The organism is Tunicatimonas pelagia (assembly GCF_030506325.1).
GTDB lineage: Bacteria > Bacteroidota > Bacteroidia > Cytophagales > Cyclobacteriaceae > Tunicatimonas > Tunicatimonas pelagia.
On sequence record NZ_CP120683.1, the window covers coordinates 877,370 to 894,938 of the forward strand.

Annotated in this window: 13 protein-coding genes; 2 read left to right on the top strand and 11 right to left on the bottom strand. The window is 44.7% G+C overall.

Annotated features, from left to right (window positions below; all coding sequences use genetic code 11):
• Nucleotides 1-71: 71 nt before the first annotated feature.
• Entirely contained in the window at nucleotides 72-1,085 is a 1,014-nt protein-coding gene (locus tag P0M28_RS03510) for a FecR family protein (RefSeq protein WP_302208104.1), read from the bottom strand.
• Nucleotides 1,086-1,239: 154 nt separating this feature from the next.
• Nucleotides 1,240-1,854 carry an RNA polymerase sigma factor gene (locus P0M28_RS03515; RefSeq protein ID WP_302208105.1) on the bottom strand — a complete coding sequence of 205 codons (615 nt, stop codon included), beginning with the start codon at nucleotides 1,852-1,854 and terminating at the stop codon, nucleotides 1,240-1,242.
• A 210-nt stretch (nucleotides 1,855-2,064) separates the two neighbouring features.
• Between P0M28_RS03515 and P0M28_RS03520 the strand changes: the two genes are divergently transcribed.
• Nucleotides 2,065-3,282 (top strand): bifunctional alpha/beta hydrolase/OsmC family protein, encoded by a 1,218-nt coding sequence (locus P0M28_RS03520; RefSeq protein ID WP_302208107.1) that lies wholly within the window; start codon nucleotides 2,065-2,067, stop codon nucleotides 3,280-3,282.
• A gap of 123 nt (nucleotides 3,283-3,405) precedes the next feature.
• Here P0M28_RS03520 and P0M28_RS03525 read toward each other — a convergent pair whose 3' ends face one another.
• Nucleotides 3,406-4,620, bottom strand: coding sequence for a DEAD/DEAH box helicase (locus tag P0M28_RS03525; protein ID WP_302208108.1), 1,215 nt, complete (start codon nucleotides 4,618-4,620; stop codon nucleotides 3,406-3,408).
• 268 nt (nucleotides 4,621-4,888) lie between these two features.
• A complete protein-coding gene (locus P0M28_RS03530) occupies nucleotides 4,889-5,335 on the bottom strand; it encodes a tellurite resistance TerB family protein (RefSeq protein WP_302208109.1) in 447 nt (148 codons plus the stop codon).
• A 554-nt stretch (nucleotides 5,336-5,889) separates the two neighbouring features.
• Here P0M28_RS03530 and ffh point away from each other — a divergent pair.
• On the top strand, nucleotides 5,890-7,215 hold the full coding sequence (gene ffh, locus P0M28_RS03535; RefSeq protein WP_302208110.1) for a signal recognition particle protein: 1,326 nt from the start codon (nucleotides 5,890-5,892) through the stop codon (nucleotides 7,213-7,215).
• Between the two features lie 59 nt (nucleotides 7,216-7,274).
• Here ffh and P0M28_RS03540 read toward each other — a convergent pair whose 3' ends face one another.
• The 7 genes from P0M28_RS03540 to P0M28_RS03575 form a co-directional block, all read right to left on the bottom strand.
• The gene (locus P0M28_RS03540) at nucleotides 7,275-8,255 is read right to left on the bottom strand and encodes a pyruvate dehydrogenase complex E1 component subunit beta (protein ID WP_302208112.1); all 981 of its coding nucleotides are present in this window, start codon (nucleotides 8,253-8,255) and stop codon (nucleotides 7,275-7,277) included.
• A gap of 75 nt (nucleotides 8,256-8,330) precedes the next feature.
• Nucleotides 8,331-10,130, bottom strand: a complete 1,800-nt coding sequence (locus P0M28_RS03545; RefSeq protein ID WP_302208113.1) for a hypothetical protein — start codon at nucleotides 10,128-10,130, stop codon at nucleotides 8,331-8,333.
• 271 nt (nucleotides 10,131-10,401) lie between these two features.
• A complete protein-coding gene (locus tag P0M28_RS03555; protein WP_302208116.1) occupies nucleotides 10,402-11,508 on the bottom strand; it encodes a glycosyltransferase family 2 protein in 1,107 nt (368 codons plus the stop codon).
• A 233-nt stretch (nucleotides 11,509-11,741) separates the two neighbouring features.
• The gene (locus P0M28_RS03560) at nucleotides 11,742-12,074 is read right to left on the bottom strand and encodes a YbaB/EbfC family nucleoid-associated protein (protein ID WP_302208117.1); all 333 of its coding nucleotides are present in this window, start codon (nucleotides 12,072-12,074) and stop codon (nucleotides 11,742-11,744) included.
• Nucleotides 12,075-12,177: 103 nt separating this feature from the next.
• On the bottom strand, nucleotides 12,178-13,848 hold the full coding sequence (locus P0M28_RS03565; RefSeq protein ID WP_302208118.1) for a T9SS type B sorting domain-containing protein: 1,671 nt from the start codon (nucleotides 13,846-13,848) through the stop codon (nucleotides 12,178-12,180).
• A 48-nt stretch (nucleotides 13,849-13,896) separates the two neighbouring features.
• On the bottom strand, nucleotides 13,897-15,288 hold the full coding sequence (hisS, locus tag P0M28_RS03570; protein ID WP_302208119.1) for a histidine--tRNA ligase: 1,392 nt from the start codon (nucleotides 15,286-15,288) through the stop codon (nucleotides 13,897-13,899).
• Nucleotides 15,281-17,554, bottom strand: coding sequence for a hypothetical protein (locus P0M28_RS03575; protein ID WP_302208121.1), 2,274 nt, complete (start codon nucleotides 17,552-17,554; stop codon nucleotides 15,281-15,283). Before P0M28_RS03575 ends, hisS begins: the two co-directional genes overlap by 8 nt.
• Nucleotides 17,555-17,569 lie beyond the last annotated feature (15 nt).

The following is a 17,569-nucleotide window of genomic DNA, read 5'->3' on the forward strand; positions in this document are numbered from 1 at the left end:
GTTTAGGATTATTATTAAGTAAAGAGCTATCCGGTCGTTTAACTTGACCGAGCGAGACGTATCGGATGGCCTTATTGTAGGATAATTACATTTCCATTACGGTTTATTTCCAAATTAAAGAGGGTTTTCAATGCTAAGAGTATGATTTCCGGATCAGGCTCGTGAAAGGTACCTGTATACTTTCGATGGGCTACTGACTCATCTTCTAGGGTAATTGTCAATCCGTAGGTATCTTCCAGTACGTAGATGATCTCGCGTACCGGGGTATCTTCAAACACCAGTTCGCTCCGCTTCCAGGCGGTATGCAGGGCAGGATTCACAAGCGTTTGTTGTATTTTCTGTATTTCTGGCTGATAGGTAACCATATCACCAGGGTTCATATAGATAGGTGTTTCTACTGCCTCAGCCGGAAGCTGCAATTTCACACTGCCCTCAGTCAGTACTACTTGAGTACGTGCCCGACGTGTATTTACGTTAAACTCTGTTCCCAGCACCTCTACAGCCAGTGCTTCCGTATTTACAATGAATGAAGTTAACGCACCCTGGGGATCATGCTGTTTTTTAATGGCAAAGTAGGCTTCCCCCGCAACCTGCACCACTCGATGTTCCTGAAAATCAGCAGGATTATAGGCCAGGGTAGAATTAGCGTTGAGAGTCACCACCGAGCTGTCGGGTAGTAACAGTTCTCTGGTTTCGCCGTAGGCGGTTTGGTACGTTTGGATCGTTGTCTGCACGAGATACAGCCAGACAGCCGCAGCGATAGCGAGCGCGGACAACGAAGCCGCTGCGTAGTACCAATACAGCGGTACGCTACGTTGACGATGGGAAGAAGGTATTACTGTCGGCCTGGATAAATCAGCTTCTATGCTACGCCAAGTAGCCGTGAACTGCTGATCGGACATCCGGTACGTAGTGCGGGAGAGTTCTCGCACAACCCTCTTCGCTTCTTCTATCAGTGGTGCTTTTTCAGGATACCGACTGAGGTAGTCTCGCCACGCTTCTTCGGCCTGTGCATCGTTGTCAATGACCCACTTTCTGAAAGAGAGGTTGGCTGCAAAATCTTCTACCGAATTGAAGTGGTTCATCTGTCTACTTACATTGATGCATGTGTAAGTAGAAGGAAGCTAGGTGAAAAATGTAGACGTTTTCGGGAAATAAATTTTTAATATTTATCATGTATGCATAAAACAAATGCATTTGTTGTAATTAATGCATATTTCAGCCTACTATTATGCATTATTAGTAATAACACAAAGCAAGCAGGCAGCTTAGTAATACAGCAGGGTTTACCACGACAAGGTCTTGACGCAAGCTTTTTATCGCCCGGCACGTTAAGGAGTAGATTGTCCGCGTATCAATTCCCATCACTTCGGCGGCTTCTGGCCGGGTCAAATTCTCAAAGAAGATGAGGCTCAATACCTCTCGCTGCCGCTTGGGAAGAGCGGTAAGTGCCTGGGTCAGTCTGACCTTATTAACATCTTCGGATGGCTCAGCTTCCGGAAATTCATACAGATATTGTGTATCTATGTACTCATCAGTGGATACCGGCGCGGTCAACTGTCGCGTAATTTTTCGCTCTTCAGCTACAATTTTACGCCGTAGGGCTTTATACAAATAGGGCTTCACCGCCGTCGTGCTACTGAGACTTTGGTGCTGGTTCCATAAGTCAAGAAACAAATCATGAATGCAGTCCTGAACCAGCGTAGCGTCCTGAGTAATGTAGCGACCGTAGTTATATAGTAGTGTTGCGTATTGATTGTAGAGCACCTTTAGTACTGTCTGATCACCTTGGATAAGGCGCTCCCAGTAATGATCGTTAGTAGCAATGGATAAATTACCTTTGAGCTGGGACATACAAAAAATTTACCATGTAGTTTGCATTTTATATAAATATATCACTAAAAGCAAGCTTAAAAATAATATATTTCAAATTATGGCTCATTGTTAATACTATATATGTATTCCCCTGGAAATAACCCTGTCATTTAGTTTTTCGTCAGATAGCAGACGATCTAATTATAGTCTTTTACCGTATTCTTTAGTAGAACAACGTATTATTTACTTATGTCTCACACGCTTACTTTTTCCAATCAAACTGGCCATCAGCTATCGGCCCGCCTAGAAATGCCAGCTGATAACAGTCCTCATGCCTTCGCCATATTTGCCCACTGTTTTACCTGTAGCAAAAATTTAAACGCAGTTACTCACATTAGTCGGGCTTTAACCCAAACGGGGATGGCCGTGCTTCGGTTTGACTTTACCGGATTAGGCGAAAGTGAGGGTGATTTTTCCGATACTAATTTTTCTACCAATATTCAGGACTTAGAAGCTGCCGCTGAATATTTGGCCACTAATTATCAAGCTCCAAAATTATTGGTGGGACATTCGCTAGGTGGGGCTGCTGTACTCATTGCTAGCAGCCGCATTCAGTCCGTAGAAGCAGTAGCTACTATCGGTGCTCCGGCTGATCCTGAACACGTACAGCACCTACTAGAAGATGATATAGCCAAGATCAAGGAAGAAGGTGAAGCCGTAGTTTCTTTAGCCGGAAGAAAGTTTACCATAAAAAAGCAGTTTTTAGATGATGTTAACCAAGCCCACCACGATCACCAAATTGAGCAAATCCGTAAACCATTGTTGATTCTGCACTCTCCGGCTGATCAAACGGTAAGTATTGATAATGCCGCTAAGATTTATCAACAAGCCCGGCATCCAAAATCATTTGTTTCATTAGACAATGCTGACCACTTACTTAGCCGAAAAGAAGACTCGCTGTACGTGGGCCGGGCGATTGCCACTTGGGTAGAACGCTACATTATTCCTCGCTCCCCTACTCCTCTTTCCACCGATTTACAAGTGGTAACCCGCACGCAACAAACTTTTACTACCGAAATTATGGCGGGACAGCACGCCTTAACCGCCGACGAACCTGAGGCGGTAGGTGGATTGGATTTAGGGCCTTCTCCCTACGACTTGCTGGCAGCTAGCTTGGGAGCTTGCACCGGGATGACGCTGCGAATGTACGCCAATCATAAAAAATGGCCTTTAGAAGAGGTAATTGTTCACGTAAAACATCAGAAAATTTACGACGATGACTGCCAGGACTGTGAAGACCCGGTTAAGAAAATTGATCACCTGGAGCGGGTTATAGAAGTGAAGGGTGATCTGACGGAGCAGCAACGAGATCGGTTGCGAGAGATTGCCGATAAATGCCCGGTGCATAAAACCCTACATGCTTCAGTAAAGGTTAATACAACCTTGGCGATGATGAATGATAAGTAGCAATCCTTCATTAGAGGATATTCCGATAAACTTCTAAGGTTCGTGACGACACGAACCTTGGGGTAAATAATTATCAGAATAAGGTTTATTATTCATCAATCATTATTCTCTACTCATTAGCCATCAGCTTTTCTGTCGCTTTCCACCGTTTCGTTTCCGATAATTACTACCGCCCCGTCCCCGTCGCTTATTGGGTTCGTAGGCCGGAGCTTCTCCTAAGTATTCGGGTATTTTAGCCTTGGGTACAGTGGATTCAATTAGTTTCTCGATCCGGGAAAATGAGCCTTGCTCGTCGGGAGTGATAAAGGTAAAGGCTGCTCCCCGGGCGGCAGCTCGGGCAGTTCGGCCAATGCGGTGAACGTAATCTTCGGCATCGTGAGGCACATCGTAATTAATCACAAGTTCAATACCTTCTACATCAATACCTCTTGACAAAATGTCGGTCGCCACTAAGATATTTAGTTGCTTATTCTTAAACTTCCGTAAAATATTCTCGCGCTCAGATTGCTCCAGGTCAGACGAGATAGCGGCCACCTCATAATCTAGCTTTTCTATCACTCTGCTCACTTCTTTTACCGTAGTTTTTCGGGCACAGAAAACGATTAAGCTATTTACCTTTTTAGCTTTCAGCAGATGTTCCAGCAGTCCTAGTTTTTGGTGAGCATGTACACTAAATGCCGCTTGAAGAATCCGTTCGGCGGGTTTAGAAAGGGCAATATTAACTTCTTCCGGATCATTCAATAAGTTTTTGGCTAGCTGCCGAATTTTGGGGGGCATAGTGGCTGAAAACATGAGAGTTTGCCGTTGCTGGGGCACGTAGTGGGCAATCCGCATAATGTCATCGTAAAAGCCCATATCTAGCATCCGGTCGGCCTCGTCCAGAATGAAAAACTTTAGCCGATCTAAATTAACGTAGCCCAGGTTCAAGTGGGTTAGCAGTTTGCCCGGAGTGGCAATTACAATTTCAGTTCCTCCCTTCAGTGCTGTTTTTTGCTTGTCGAACGAAGAAGCGTCTTGTCCGCCGTACACCGTAGTAGAGCTAATGGGAGTAAAATAAGAAAACCCTTCTAGTTGCTGGTCGATTTGTCCAGCCAACTCGCGGGTAGGAGCAATTACCAGTGCCTGAATGCCTTCTCCTTTGTGTTGCAAAATATGATGGATGGTAGGAAGTAGATAAGCCGCCGTTTTGCCCGTACCAGTTTGAGCGCAACCGATAATATCATTTCCAGAAAGAATTGGGGGAATGGTTTGTGCTTGAATTGGCGTGGGTTCCGCAAAACCCATTGCATCAAGTCCGGATAGTAAATCTTCGTGGAGTGTAAATTCTTTAAATGTCAAAATTATTATTGTTAGGTAGTAAAAGCATCATCAGTTTCTTGTGGACAAGTATTGAAGTTGCACGATAGCTTGGCTTCCAGTACCGTATTATAACTGAGAAAGTGGTGCAACGTTCTTAGAATAGGTACTCAGGCTGCTATGATGAACTATTCTAAGAAAAAACCCAAACATGCTTTGGGAAATTCTTTGCATAGATAAAAAAAAATTGGCTGAATGTTTAATAAACACCCAGCCAATCTCTATAAATTAAATTTGACTTAAGTAAGTTTCAAGCCTTTTCTTGCGCTATTCTTAATAAGCGGGCAATCACCAAGTCGGTAGGAACCTCATTGGCTCTCGATTCTGGGATTGCTTCTACCATATCATCCACAAATTCTGGACGCAAGTTGAGCTTCAGCGCATATTTCTTACAAATTTCTACTTCCTTATCGTGAATGAGACCATCCATCATCATCATATTCACTAACTGATACAGATGCTCAAACCGCTGCTGATCGCGAGTAGGGGTTTGATACTCCACCAAGCTGGGGTTCTCTTTAATTAGCTTAAGCTCAGCTTCTGAAATATTAAACCGCCCTGCTAACGAAAGTAGGTACTCTATTTCCAGATCATCAAACTCCCCATCAGAATAGGCAACCTCAAGTAAGTTCTTCATGTGCCCCTTCGCTAACTTCTTTTTCTTTCCAGTAAATAAGTCCATCAACTCCATACGCATAATAATAATATTGAAAATTATATTTTTCCAATATTAAATATAGCAAAATTATTAAATAGGTCATAGTCTGAGGAACTTATGCAGATACCAGCTCATGGAAGAATTATGTAAGTTTTCGCAGCAAATTGTAGCGGTACTGCTGAGAGATAGCTAATTATCAGCCACCAGCCTAGCTCACTTTTCAGAATGGCGTTAGTTGAATTTATTGAGCAACTCTTCAAACTTTATCAATTGGTAATCAGCACTTTATTAATAAAATTTACCCATAAGGCTTTGTATTTTATCAATACACACCCCCTTAGTATTTTCTCATTGTGCCAAATTCCTTACATAAAGTGAGAATGCTAATGAAAAAAACAGCGATGTCACGTGTATTTTATCAACCTCGCCTCGAGAGTAGGTACTCATTAAAAAATGCAATTACTGTTTCAGGCCGGTATTTACGAGTGAGGAACAATCTGCCGGCAAACTTTATTATTTCTGTGGTATAAATACTAACTTTGATTTCTGCTGATAGCCTACTACCAGCGTATTGTAATTATAAGATACTCACTATGTTTGATAATTTAAGTAATCGGCTCGACCAGGCATTCAAAACCCTAAAGGGGCAGGGACAGATCACGGAGATTAACGTAGCCACTACGGTAAAAGAAATTCGTCGGGCACTCATTGATGCTGATGTAAATTATAAGGTTGCGAAGCAGGTTACTGATAAAATTAAGGAAGAAGCTCTGGGGCGCGATGTATTGATTGCTGTCTCACCCGGTCAACTGCTGACTAAAATTGTGGAAGAAGAGCTAGCCGAACTGATGGGCGGAAGCCGAGTAGGTGTGAATACCACGGGCGACCCGGCTATTGTCCTGATTTCTGGTTTGCAGGGTTCGGGTAAAACAACGTTCTCGGGTAAGTTTGCCAACTACCTGAAGAAGCAAGGCAAAAGCATACTGCTTACGGCCTGCGATGTTTACCGTCCGGCAGCTATCGATCAGTTGAAAGTACTGGGTGAACAAGTAGGGGTAGACGTTTACGCTGAGCCCGAAAATAAAAACCCAGTTGAAATTGCTAACAATGCTATTAGCTACGCTAAGCAGAATGGAAAAAAAGTAGTCATTGTCGATACCGCTGGTCGCTTAGCCATCGATGAAGCCATGATGAATGAGATTGCTGCCCTAAAAAAAGAGCTCAACCCAAGTGAAACTTTGTTTGTGGTAGATGCCATGACGGGGCAAGATGCGGTGAATACTGCTAAGGCTTTTAATGAGCGGCTGAATTTTGACGGAGTCGTCCTTACCAAACTGGATGGTGATACCCGAGGAGGGGCAGCCCTATCTATCAAAACGGTAGTAGAGAAGCCCATTAAGTTTGTGAGTAACGGGGAGAAAATGGAAGCCCTGGATGTTTTCTACCCCGACCGTATGGCTCGCCGAATTTTGGATATGGGCGACGTAACCACGCTGGTAGAAAAAGCCCAGGAAGTTTTCGATGAGGAAGAAGCGGAGCGACTGAGCCGCAAGATGCGAAAGAATCAGTTCGATTTTAATGACTTTCTTTCGCAGCTCCAGCAAATTAAGAAGATGGGGAATATTAAAGACCTGCTTGGTATGTTGCCCGGCATGGGGAAAGCCATCAAAGACTTAGATGTAGATGACGACTCATTCAAGCCAATTGAAGCAATTATTCGTTCTATGACCCCCAAAGAGCGTGAAATGCCCGATATGATTAATGGCAGCCGCAAGCGCCGTATTGCGAAAGGCAGTGGCACTGATGTTCAGGAAGTAAACAGCCTGCTTAAGCAGTTCGCTGAGATGAGAAAGATGATGAAGAAAATGAATAAGATGACAGGCAAGCGAGGAATGGCAAATATTAACCCGTTTGGGTAATGAAGAATGACTGATGAATAGTTTTCTTTCATTAATCATTAGTCATTCTTCGTCAATCATTAAACGTATAGCACGTCTTTACACGCTTGTAGTGTCTTTTTTACGTTGGGTAAAATTACTTCAATTAATGTGGGGGCGTAGTGCAGTGACGTATCCCAGTTGCATATTCGGCGGATGGGAGCATCCAGATAATCGAAGGCATGGCGTTGTATGTGGTAAGTTACTTCGGTAGAAATATTGCCTAGTGGCCAAGCTTCCTCTACAATTACCAATCGATTGGTTTTCTTCACAGAGTTTACTACTGCTTCATAATCAATAGGGCGAATAGTACGAAGGTCAATCACTTCGGCTGAAATATCATCTTTCTGCAACTCATCGGCCGTTTCCAAGGCTACCTTCATTACTTTTCCAAACGAGACGATGGTTACATCCGTTCCTTCTTTCACCACATCGGCTTTACCAATAGGAATCAGTAGATCATCACCTTCGGGTACTTCCCCTTTATCGCTGTACATCAGCTCCGACTCCATAAAAATAATAGGGTCTTCATCCCGCACCGACGATTTCAGCAAACCTTTAGCGTCTTTAGGGTTACTCGGCACTACTACCTTTAAACCAGGGGTATTGGCGTACCAACTATCAAAGTTCTGAGAGTGTTGCTGACCTAGCTGTCCGGCATTACCGGTAGGCCCTCGGAATACAACCGGTGCATGGTACTGCCCTCCCGACATAGAAAGGATTTTCGCTGCACCATTAATAATCTGGTCAATGGCGACCAACGAAAAGTTATAGGTCATAAACTCAACAATGGGGCGTAAGCCGTTCATCGCTGCTCCAATACCAATGCCAGTAAATGCCAGTTCAGAAATAGGAGTATCTATTACCCGCTTTTCCCCAAACTCATCAAGCATACCCTGGCTTACTTTATAGGCACCATTGTATACAGCTACCTCTTCACCTATTAAAAAAACATTTTCATCACGGCGCATTTCTTCGCTCATAGCTTCATTTAGCGCTTCGCGAAACTGAATTTCTCTCATTATTAGAAGGTTACTTATTTAAGTAAAAAAAAGCCCTCCTCAAGGAGGAAGGCTCATGTTGTGATTTATCAACAATTACTGAAGTGCGCTTCGGAAAGCCTCAGACTCTTTGTAGTTAGTAAATACTAAATCGTTAAGAGCATACTCTCGCAAGCTAGGGTCAGCTTGCACTGCCGCGCTTAGTGCTTCGGTCATGCCACTTTCGTTTTGCAAGTAAGCGTTAGCAACTGCCACACCGTAGTGGGCTTTAGCCATACCACTTTCCATACTCAACGCCTCTTCAAAGCTAGTAATTGCGTTTTCGTAATTGTCAGTTAGTACCTGCGCCAACCCAAGGTTGAAAGAGTTTTCAGCAGCTTCGCTAGCATTAGAAAGAGCAGAAACCGCTTCTTGATACTCACCATTCATAATCTGGATAGCACCGCGCACACCATTCATACCTGCTCGCGCATCTTGCTCGCTAGGTTGCATACCATTGGCTTGGTCAATCTCCTGCTTTGCTCGTTCAGTGTCGCCCCGTAGCGCGTAAACAATTGCCATGTTCGCATGAGCTTCCGCATTATCTTCCATTTGCACCGACTGCTCCAGATTGGTGATTGCTTTGTCCAGCATATCGCCCATTTCTGACTCACTGGCTTCCATTGCTTGAGCAATATATACTGCCCCCAGGTTGTTACGAGCAGCCCAGCTATCGTAGTTTTCTACTGCCGACTCATAAATGCTTTGCTTCTCATCTAAACTTGGAGTCAAGGTAGCTGAGTAAAGCATTTCCTCACTTGAAAGGGAATCCGAACCGAAAGTGCCTTCGTAAATTTGCTTAGCAAAAGTAGCAATCTGAGAATCGGTTTTCTTTTCCTTAACAGTCAGAATGTTGGTCTGAGCAGTACGTAACTTAGGATAAATGTCAGCGAATACTTGACGGTAGGTAGGCAGTTGATGCAACTGATCTTCCTTCTCTTCAAACGATCCAGAACCGTTAATAATATTATTGTACTCGTCTTTCTCACTAGCTGAAATGCCGTCGTAGTTTTGTAAAGAATCGCGGAACTGCCCCCAATCCTCTACCACTGGCTTCAGAATAAACTCAATAGAATCGGCTGCTCCTTGATAATCGTACTTATCCATTTGCTCCCGATAGTATTCTTCAATTCGGCCAGCCCGATCTTCCGATAAGTTAGCGTTAACCCGCTCTGTACCTTCTGGTGAGTGAGTACCAGTAATAGTTACTGATCGGGTCACATTCTTTTCAGCCACAAAGTTACTGAAGCGGTCGCCACGGTCGCTGCGAATCTCTGAGCGACGTAGAGCCGAGCTTCCTTGCGGGAAAAAGAAATTAACATTGGTGGGAATCAACTCTTCCTGATTGTTGTAGCCGTGGTTTCCGTAAGAAACGTAGCGAGGTGCTTCCACCAGCTTCTGCGTTACGATTAACCCCTCGGCCACTTGCATTTCGGGAGTTTCAGCAGTTTTGTCAGAATTAGGATCAGAAGCTACGCCCTGAACCATCAGCATTCCGTTGTCCATAGCTTCGCCAGTGTAGTCAAATGAAAACTCTTGGCTTTGCTCAGGCTCCTGCTCGGCTCCGTTCGGAAAGTCAGCCGCCCGGAATTCTACACTTCCTACGTCTACGCGCTCATCGCCGTATTGGTAGAAGGTGTTTAAGGTGTAAATTTTGTCTTTCTTGAGCATCTTCAGCGGCAGCTTAGCACTCATGGTGAAGCTCACCGTACTGCCCTGTAATTCCAGAGGCGATGGCTCAACAGTAAGATTTTGTTCTTCTGCCATTTTCACCATCTTCTTGAGGGAATTACATCCCGTAAAAATCAGAAAATTGAAGAGTATGGCAGTTAATAGTAGCGATTTCAGTCTATTCATAAGATAAAAATTTGGTTAGTCAGAGTCGCGAAAATAGAATGATATTAACAATATTACAATTTTGGCGAAAAAATAGTTAATTTATGCCTTCAAGAACCAATTTAGAACAATATTTGTTTGCTCTAAGTTTAAAAGATTATGAGAAAACTACAGTATTTTTTGGAAAAACAAGCCTTTGGGGTTTGCACTAAGATAGGTAGCAAAATGGATATTCCAACGGCTACCATTCGAATGTATTTCATCTACGCTTCTTTTTTAACGTTTGGCTCTCCTATTCTCTTGTACCTAGGGATTGCTTTCTGGGTGAACTTCCGGAATCATCTCCGAAAGAGCCGTAATCCGATTTGGTACTACTAAGCTGTTGAGCAAACGCCAAGTCTTGAAAATATTTTTTTCCGAGCAGGTACCGGGCAAATACCAATAATCCGGGCGATTGCACCGAAGAGACACCACCGACAGTTCTTATTTGCTCTACACTTACCCTTTCCCACTGGGGCAATTTTCCAATAAAATCTCGAGTAGCTCGTAACGCAGCCCCAGCATCCTGCGGTTTTTGTTGTCCCAAAAAAACTAACGCAGCCAGCAAATCCAGCCCCAATTTGGCGGGTAATTTCCAGAGTAGCCGAACAACCGATTCGTTTTTATAAAGCATCGCGGTACTGTTTCGAAAGTTTAAGTACGTTTTACGAGGGTTATTAGCCGACATGGTTCCTCCGCCTACGTGATATACCACACTTGCCGGTTGGCAGTATAGCTGGTACCCCGCTCGGTGCATCCGCCAGCATAGATCAATCTCTTCCATATGAGCAAAAAAGTTGGAGTCAAAGCCACCCAGCGATTTGTAAACCTCCGTACGAACGAAAAAACAAGCCCCGGTAGCCCAGAAGATAGGTGCTACACTATCGTACTGCCCGCAGTCTTCTTCCGTAGTATCCAGAATTCTTCCTCGGCAGAAGGGATAGCCCAGCGTATCAATGTAGCCGCCGGCAGCTCCGGCGTGCTCAAAGTAATTTTTCCGATGGTACGCCCGCACCTTCGGCTGACAGGCAGCAATAGAGCTATCTTGATCCATGAGCTTAAGCACGGGATCAATCCAGTGCGGAGTTACTTCCGCATCTGAATTCAGCAAAATACTGTAGGTATTCTCAATACGATTCAGTGCCTGGTTGTAGCCTTCGGCAAAGCCGTAATTTTCGGAAAAAGCGAAGACTTCTACGGAAGGATAATTTTCGCGCAGAAAATCAAGAGAAGAATCGGTAGAAGCATTATCAGCTACAATAATTCGGTGTCCTGAGCTGTACGACACTACACTGGGAAGAAATTGCTCTAAGAAATGAACTCCGTTGTAGTTTAGGATGACAACTGCCGCTGGCTCCATGTAGATAATTCAGTTGTTTAGTTGTTGATTAGTCCACGGTCAATAGTCGATAGTCCACAGTTATCGGTCATTAGAGTTAGAAGGTTGAAGTGTTATGGTGTTAATGTCCAATTGCTCAATTGTTGAATGGTTATTAGTCCACAAGTATTCAGGTATTGGGAATTATTCATCAATCATTATTCATTAGCTCGTTGGTTCCATCAACAATCAGTTTTAAATTCCGGTCTCCGGTCTTAGGTAAAGTTTCCTAGGTCAAAACCGGGAATATTGGGAATGAAGCCTTCGGTCGACTGCTTCATGGTCTCTTTGGCTTTGGCGTCTACTTCCTCCAAGGCTTTATTAACCGCAGCAATTACCAAGTCCTGCATCACCTCTTTATCTTCGGGTTTTATCAAGTCATTATCTATTTCCAGGTTGATGAGTTGCTTTTTGCCATTCACCGTAGCTTTCACTAGTCCGGCTCCCGACTCGCCAGTGGCAGTTACATCCCCTAGCTTTTCCTGGGCCTCTTTCATTTTTTCCTGCACCTCTTTCACCTTCTCCATCATTTTGTTCATATCAAACATAGCGTACTAATTGAAAATTGACAGTGGATAATTGATAGTTGTACCGTCACTAAACTTTGAGACGGGTACTGATTAAACGGGGAAGTGGGCGGGATGTTCTTGTTTAGCGGATATTGGGATTTAGCAAGACGAATTTTCCGTGCTGCGTAAATTGGTTTCCAAGCTGATCGGTTACATTTATCAAGTAAAGATACGTGCCCTCAGGAGCTCTTCCCCCGTTGTAGGTGCCATCCCAACCTACATCGAGCCGATCGGTATGAAATATCAGTTCGCCCCAGCGATTAAACACCTCGAAGGTAATTGACTCGAGCAAAGAAGCTTGATACAAAAATATATCATTAAGACCATCTCCGTTGGGGGTAAAGGCATTGGGAAAATACACCTGCGCCCGAGCCGGTACTCGCTGGCATACTTCCTCACTCAATACCGACTCATTTCCGCATTCATCAGTATAGCTTATTTGGTAACAGTATTCCTGGTCAACCTCCACATTGCTATCGATGTAGGGAAATGATACATCCGGATCAGTAACCGAATCGTAGCGGACCACGGCTGCGCCTTCCTGCCTGCGGTAAATGTAGTACTGCTGAATATCACCCGTTGTTTCTGGCCACGTTAGCGTAATTGATACGTCTTGTAACCCAGCCGTGAGATTAGGAACTGCCTCCGGTACCGTGGTACTAATTGCGGTAAGAGAAATTGCTTCAGAGCGGCTCGCTCCTACTCCGTCATTAGCAACTATTTGGTAAAGATACGGTTGCTGACAAACTACATCTATGTCCTCATAGTTAGTAGGAACAGAAGTGACTAATACTTCACCATCCCGGAATATTTGATACTGATCGAACAAACCAGGCTCAGTTTGCCAGCTTAGGTTATTTTGTAAATCTTCCGCAATGGCCTCCAAAGCAATGGAGCAGATTTCATTAGAAGAAACGCTGTTACCCGGCTCGCAGGGATCTACTGCCACCACCACCATGCAGAAGTAATCTTCACGGGTGTTCCATTCGCCTTGTTCAATCACTAGTTCCGTAGAGCCAGGGGCTAGCGGATAATTGGTAGTAGTGCTTCCATCTTCTTCAGTTACTTGAAGCTGATAGCTTACATTTTCATCAGGCAAGCTGTAGGCCACGCGAATACTCGCCTCATCTAAAATTTCTACCTCCGATAAGGTGGCTACCGGAAAAGCACCTCCGGCAAAAGTGGTAAAAGCAGCAGCACTATCGGCACAACCTGAATTATCAGGAACATTAAATAGCCCTCGTACATTCACCGTGTACTCATCGTCATTAGCGTATTGATGAATAAAAGAAGGTTGGTCCGTATCTACTATTTCCAGCGGGGTGCCATCTCCAAAGTCAATTTCTAACAAATCGTAGTAATCATCCTGAATATCTACAAAAACTCGGTTTTCGGTACAGTTGAGTAGCTGAAACTGCGGAGTGCGGGGTTCTAACACTTCAATACGAACGCTATCAATTTGAGAGCCTAGTACCTGAATAATCAAATATGAACCGGGGATGGCATAGGTAGTATCAGTAATATTGGTGGGATTGACCGGAATTCTATCTCCTGGACTGTAGTCAAAGTTATACACTCGGGGGCCACCCATTAGAGGGTCGCTCAAATCGGTAACTGTGACGGTTAAGGGCGCGCAGCCTCTAGTTTTATCTACTCCGAAGTTACCAGTTGGTTCGCTTTCGGTAATTTGGGCATTCGCTACTCCACTAGCTATCCAGCACAAAAGAAGTACGTAAAATCTTTTAATTGGCAAACCGCAACCGTTTAGGATAGTAACTGCTAACTGAGGGGTCTTATTGCCCTAACGGTCAGCTCGGTTAGGCGTGACCCGAAGGTGCTCAATAATAGCTTCTAGCGACAGAGACTGTTGTTCTCCGTTTCTAAAATTTTTCAGACTATACTCGCCACTCTCTAGCTCGTTGGTACCGATAACCAAGGCGTAGGGAATGCCTTTTTTGTCGGCGTAGCCAAACTGTTTCTTTAGCTTCACCGCCTCAGGATACATTTCAGCCCGAATACCTTCGCTACGCAGTTGAGATAGTACCGGAAGTACTTGCGATTGCAGTTCTTTGTCGAAATTAATGACTAACACCTGCGTACCGGTCTGACTCTCGGTAGGAAACAGCCCCAAGTCTTCCATTACATCGTAGATGCGATCTACCCCGAAAGAAATACCCACACCCGATACGCCGGGCAAACCAAATACTCCCGTCAGATTATCATAACGGCCACCGCCGCTGATGCTGCTACTGATCGTAGCATCCTGTACTTTAACTTCGAAGATGGTTCCAGTGTAGTACGACAGACCCCGCGCCAGCGTCAGGTCAAACCGAATGTGGCTTAGCGTAGAACCAAGCGACTGAGCCAGTGCTAGTATTTCCTGGAGCTCAGCAATGCCCCGCTGTCCGGTTTCAGAGTCACGCACAATTTCTTGGGCAGTACTCAGCTTTTCTGAAGTGCTGCCTTCCAGGTCAAAGATTGGTGCGATTTTTTGGATTGATTCGTCGGAGAAACCTCGCTCCTGTAATTCGCCAATTACTTTTTCTTTTCCAATTTTATCTAATTTGTCAATCGCTACCAGTAGATCTGTTTCTTTGCCTTGGGCACCGATGACTTCTACCAGCCCGTTCAGAATCTGCCGATGGTTTAAGTTGATGGTATATTTCTCAATACCAAGCTGACCGAAAGCTTCTTCCAGCATTCGGATAATTTCCGCTTCACACAGTAAAGAATCGGTGCCTACCACATCGGCATCGCATTGGTAAAATTCGCGGTAGCGGCCTTTTTGCGGACGATCTGCCCGCCAAACGGGTTGAATTTGATAGCGCTTAAACGGAAAGGTAATCTCGTGCTGGTTCATCACCACGTAGCGGGCAAATGGAACGGTGAGATCGTAGCGAAGGCCTTTGCCCGCAATTTTCGGTAAGATAGCCGAAACACCCTGCTGATAGTCAGTATCCGTTGTCTTTGCTAGAAAATTACCATTGTCTAAAATCTTAAATAGCAGTTGATCGCCTTCATCGCCGTATTTTCCAGTGAGTACCGAAAGGTTTTCTAAGCTGGGTGTTTCTAGCGGTTGAAAGCCAAATTTTTGGAAAACAGTACGAATCGTATCTAAGATATAGGTTCGTTGGGCCATCTGCCGAGGGCCAAAGTCACGGGTTCCTTTGGGTAAGGTTGGTTTATTACTCATTTATGTAAGGCGACCGATCGGGGTCGGGGTTGTAGTCGGAAAATGTATTTTTAATATTTTTATCGCTAGCCCGGCGCGGGTTCTTCCAAGATGGATCAAGCTCCAGCTTAGTCACTTTGTCCAAGCTCAGTAGCAGAATAAGCTTCCGCAAATCTTCACTGAAACCGTTAGACCGACGGCTTGGCGACAGAGCGTACTTTCCAGCAAACAGATTACCCTGGGTTTGTAGTTCAATAAGCTTCTGGTTGATGTAGCTTAAATTTTCGTAAATATCGCTAGCATCTTTACCAATTACATTGCTGGCCTCCAGGCTACCGATGGTCATGGAGGTAGTACCGCCAATGCCTGATACGTACGGCTGAGCATTATTGTCGTTGAGCACCACCGGCGAGAGCCCGGTAATTGCCCCCAACGAAGCCGTCGTAATGGCGCGGTGCTTCTTCCCTTTCCGGGCTTTTTTATATTCTTTTTGCAACGATTTTTGTCGATCCTTGAGCTGATCTATTAGGTTCATGGTTCGCACTAACCCCGTACGGTACTGGTTGTACAGTAGCTGGTCTTTTTCCACCAAATTCTCCGTATCTTCTACATGAACGCGAATAGTACGCTCCTGCCGTTGGTTCGATTTATCGATGGCAAAGAAAGTAACCCGATAGGTAACCGTATCTCCTGGTTCAACCAAAAGATCGTAACCTGGTTCCCACAAAAACTCCCACTGGGTAGGTTCATTCTGCCGTAATGCCGAGCGGGAAATTTGGTTGTTATCCGTTACAAAATCGAAATTTGTGATGTCATCATCCCCGTTAGGGTCGGATAAATAAAACTTAATATTCAGCGCCTCATCTTCTTTTATCTTGTAGTAGCTCTGGTTAGGAACCATTGATATTATGGGCGGTAAATCCTGCTGAGTCACTTCAATACGAAGAATTCCCTGCTGCTGAGCCTCGTAGGGCTGATCTTCCACAATAAAAGGCAGCAGCAATGGCTCCCGCTGCAACCGATGGTACTGGTTCAGCGAAGGCGACCACTTAAGCTCCCCTTCCGAAGAAAGGGTCATTCCCTGGGGCATTTTAGATAGAATGGGTTTGAAAACTACCGGATCCTCATCCGGATCATTAATGGCGTTGGTCGCTTGCAGCGAGTAAACGTTTTCTCTTCCGTAACTCACGTAGAAGTTACGCATTTCCCCGATCTCCGGCGGTCGGTTCACGTGGTTAACCAGTAGGTTGATTGACTTACGGCTGGTTTCCCCGCTACGGTTACGTACCTCAAAGGCTACTGGGGCTGCCCGGGTATCGCTTAGCCGATCCACAAAATCATGAGATGGTCGCCAGTAAACATTGCCCGAATTATCGTAATCTATACCCAAATCATCAGCATTTACCACCCGATAGCTGTACGTACCATCGGTGCCGCCCCGGGCTGCCAGCTTGAAGGAGAGCACCTTTCCCTCATCTACCACATTCCAATACGCACTACGAGGAAATAACAATTCTAGGCTGGCATCAGAGGATGTACCTTTCTCGCGAGCGGTAGCTGAGGCGGGTAATAATGCTATTTCGGCAATGGCCTGATCGCCCAGTTCTTTATCCCGCACCGTTAGCTTTATTTTGCCAGGCTCTTGCCGTAAAGCGGCAAATTGGCTTCGGGTAGGTTGCCACTGGAGTTGCCAACGGTTATCATCAGCTGGCTGAATTTTCATGCCATCGGGCAAGTTTTCAGCCTCAGCTTCCACTACGTATTTTTGGGAGTTGAGCGAAAGTGGGTAGGTATTCTGGGTATTGGATTGAATGAAAAATGGTTGCATCTCTGTAAGCGAGGGAATACGGATCGTATTCTGTACAATAAAATCTACCGACTGAGTGGCCGTTTCGCCCGCAGCGGTAACCACCTTGAACGTAACCGGAACAATTCTGCTTTCTTCGCCCTGAATGACAATATCAAAAGCCGGAGTCCAGGTAACTGTGGCGTCAGTTATGGTAAGTCCCTTTGCCTCTTCACTTTCGTACTGAAAAGAATAGCTTTGGTCGCCACCCCCCGTGGCTTTCAGCATGAATTGCAGGGTTTTTCCCTCACTTACAGTATTCCAATTATTCTGATCCGGCAACTGCAGTTGTAGCTTCGTTTGCGCGTAAACAGAAACCGATAGAAGAACATTGATGATACTTAGTATAAAAATAGCGTAATGCATATCAAACTTTCGTTCGCCCGAACTTAGATGTTTCAGCAATCTATGCCAAAAATCATTCCTTAATTTTTTTGTCATAAATAAGTAATCTTA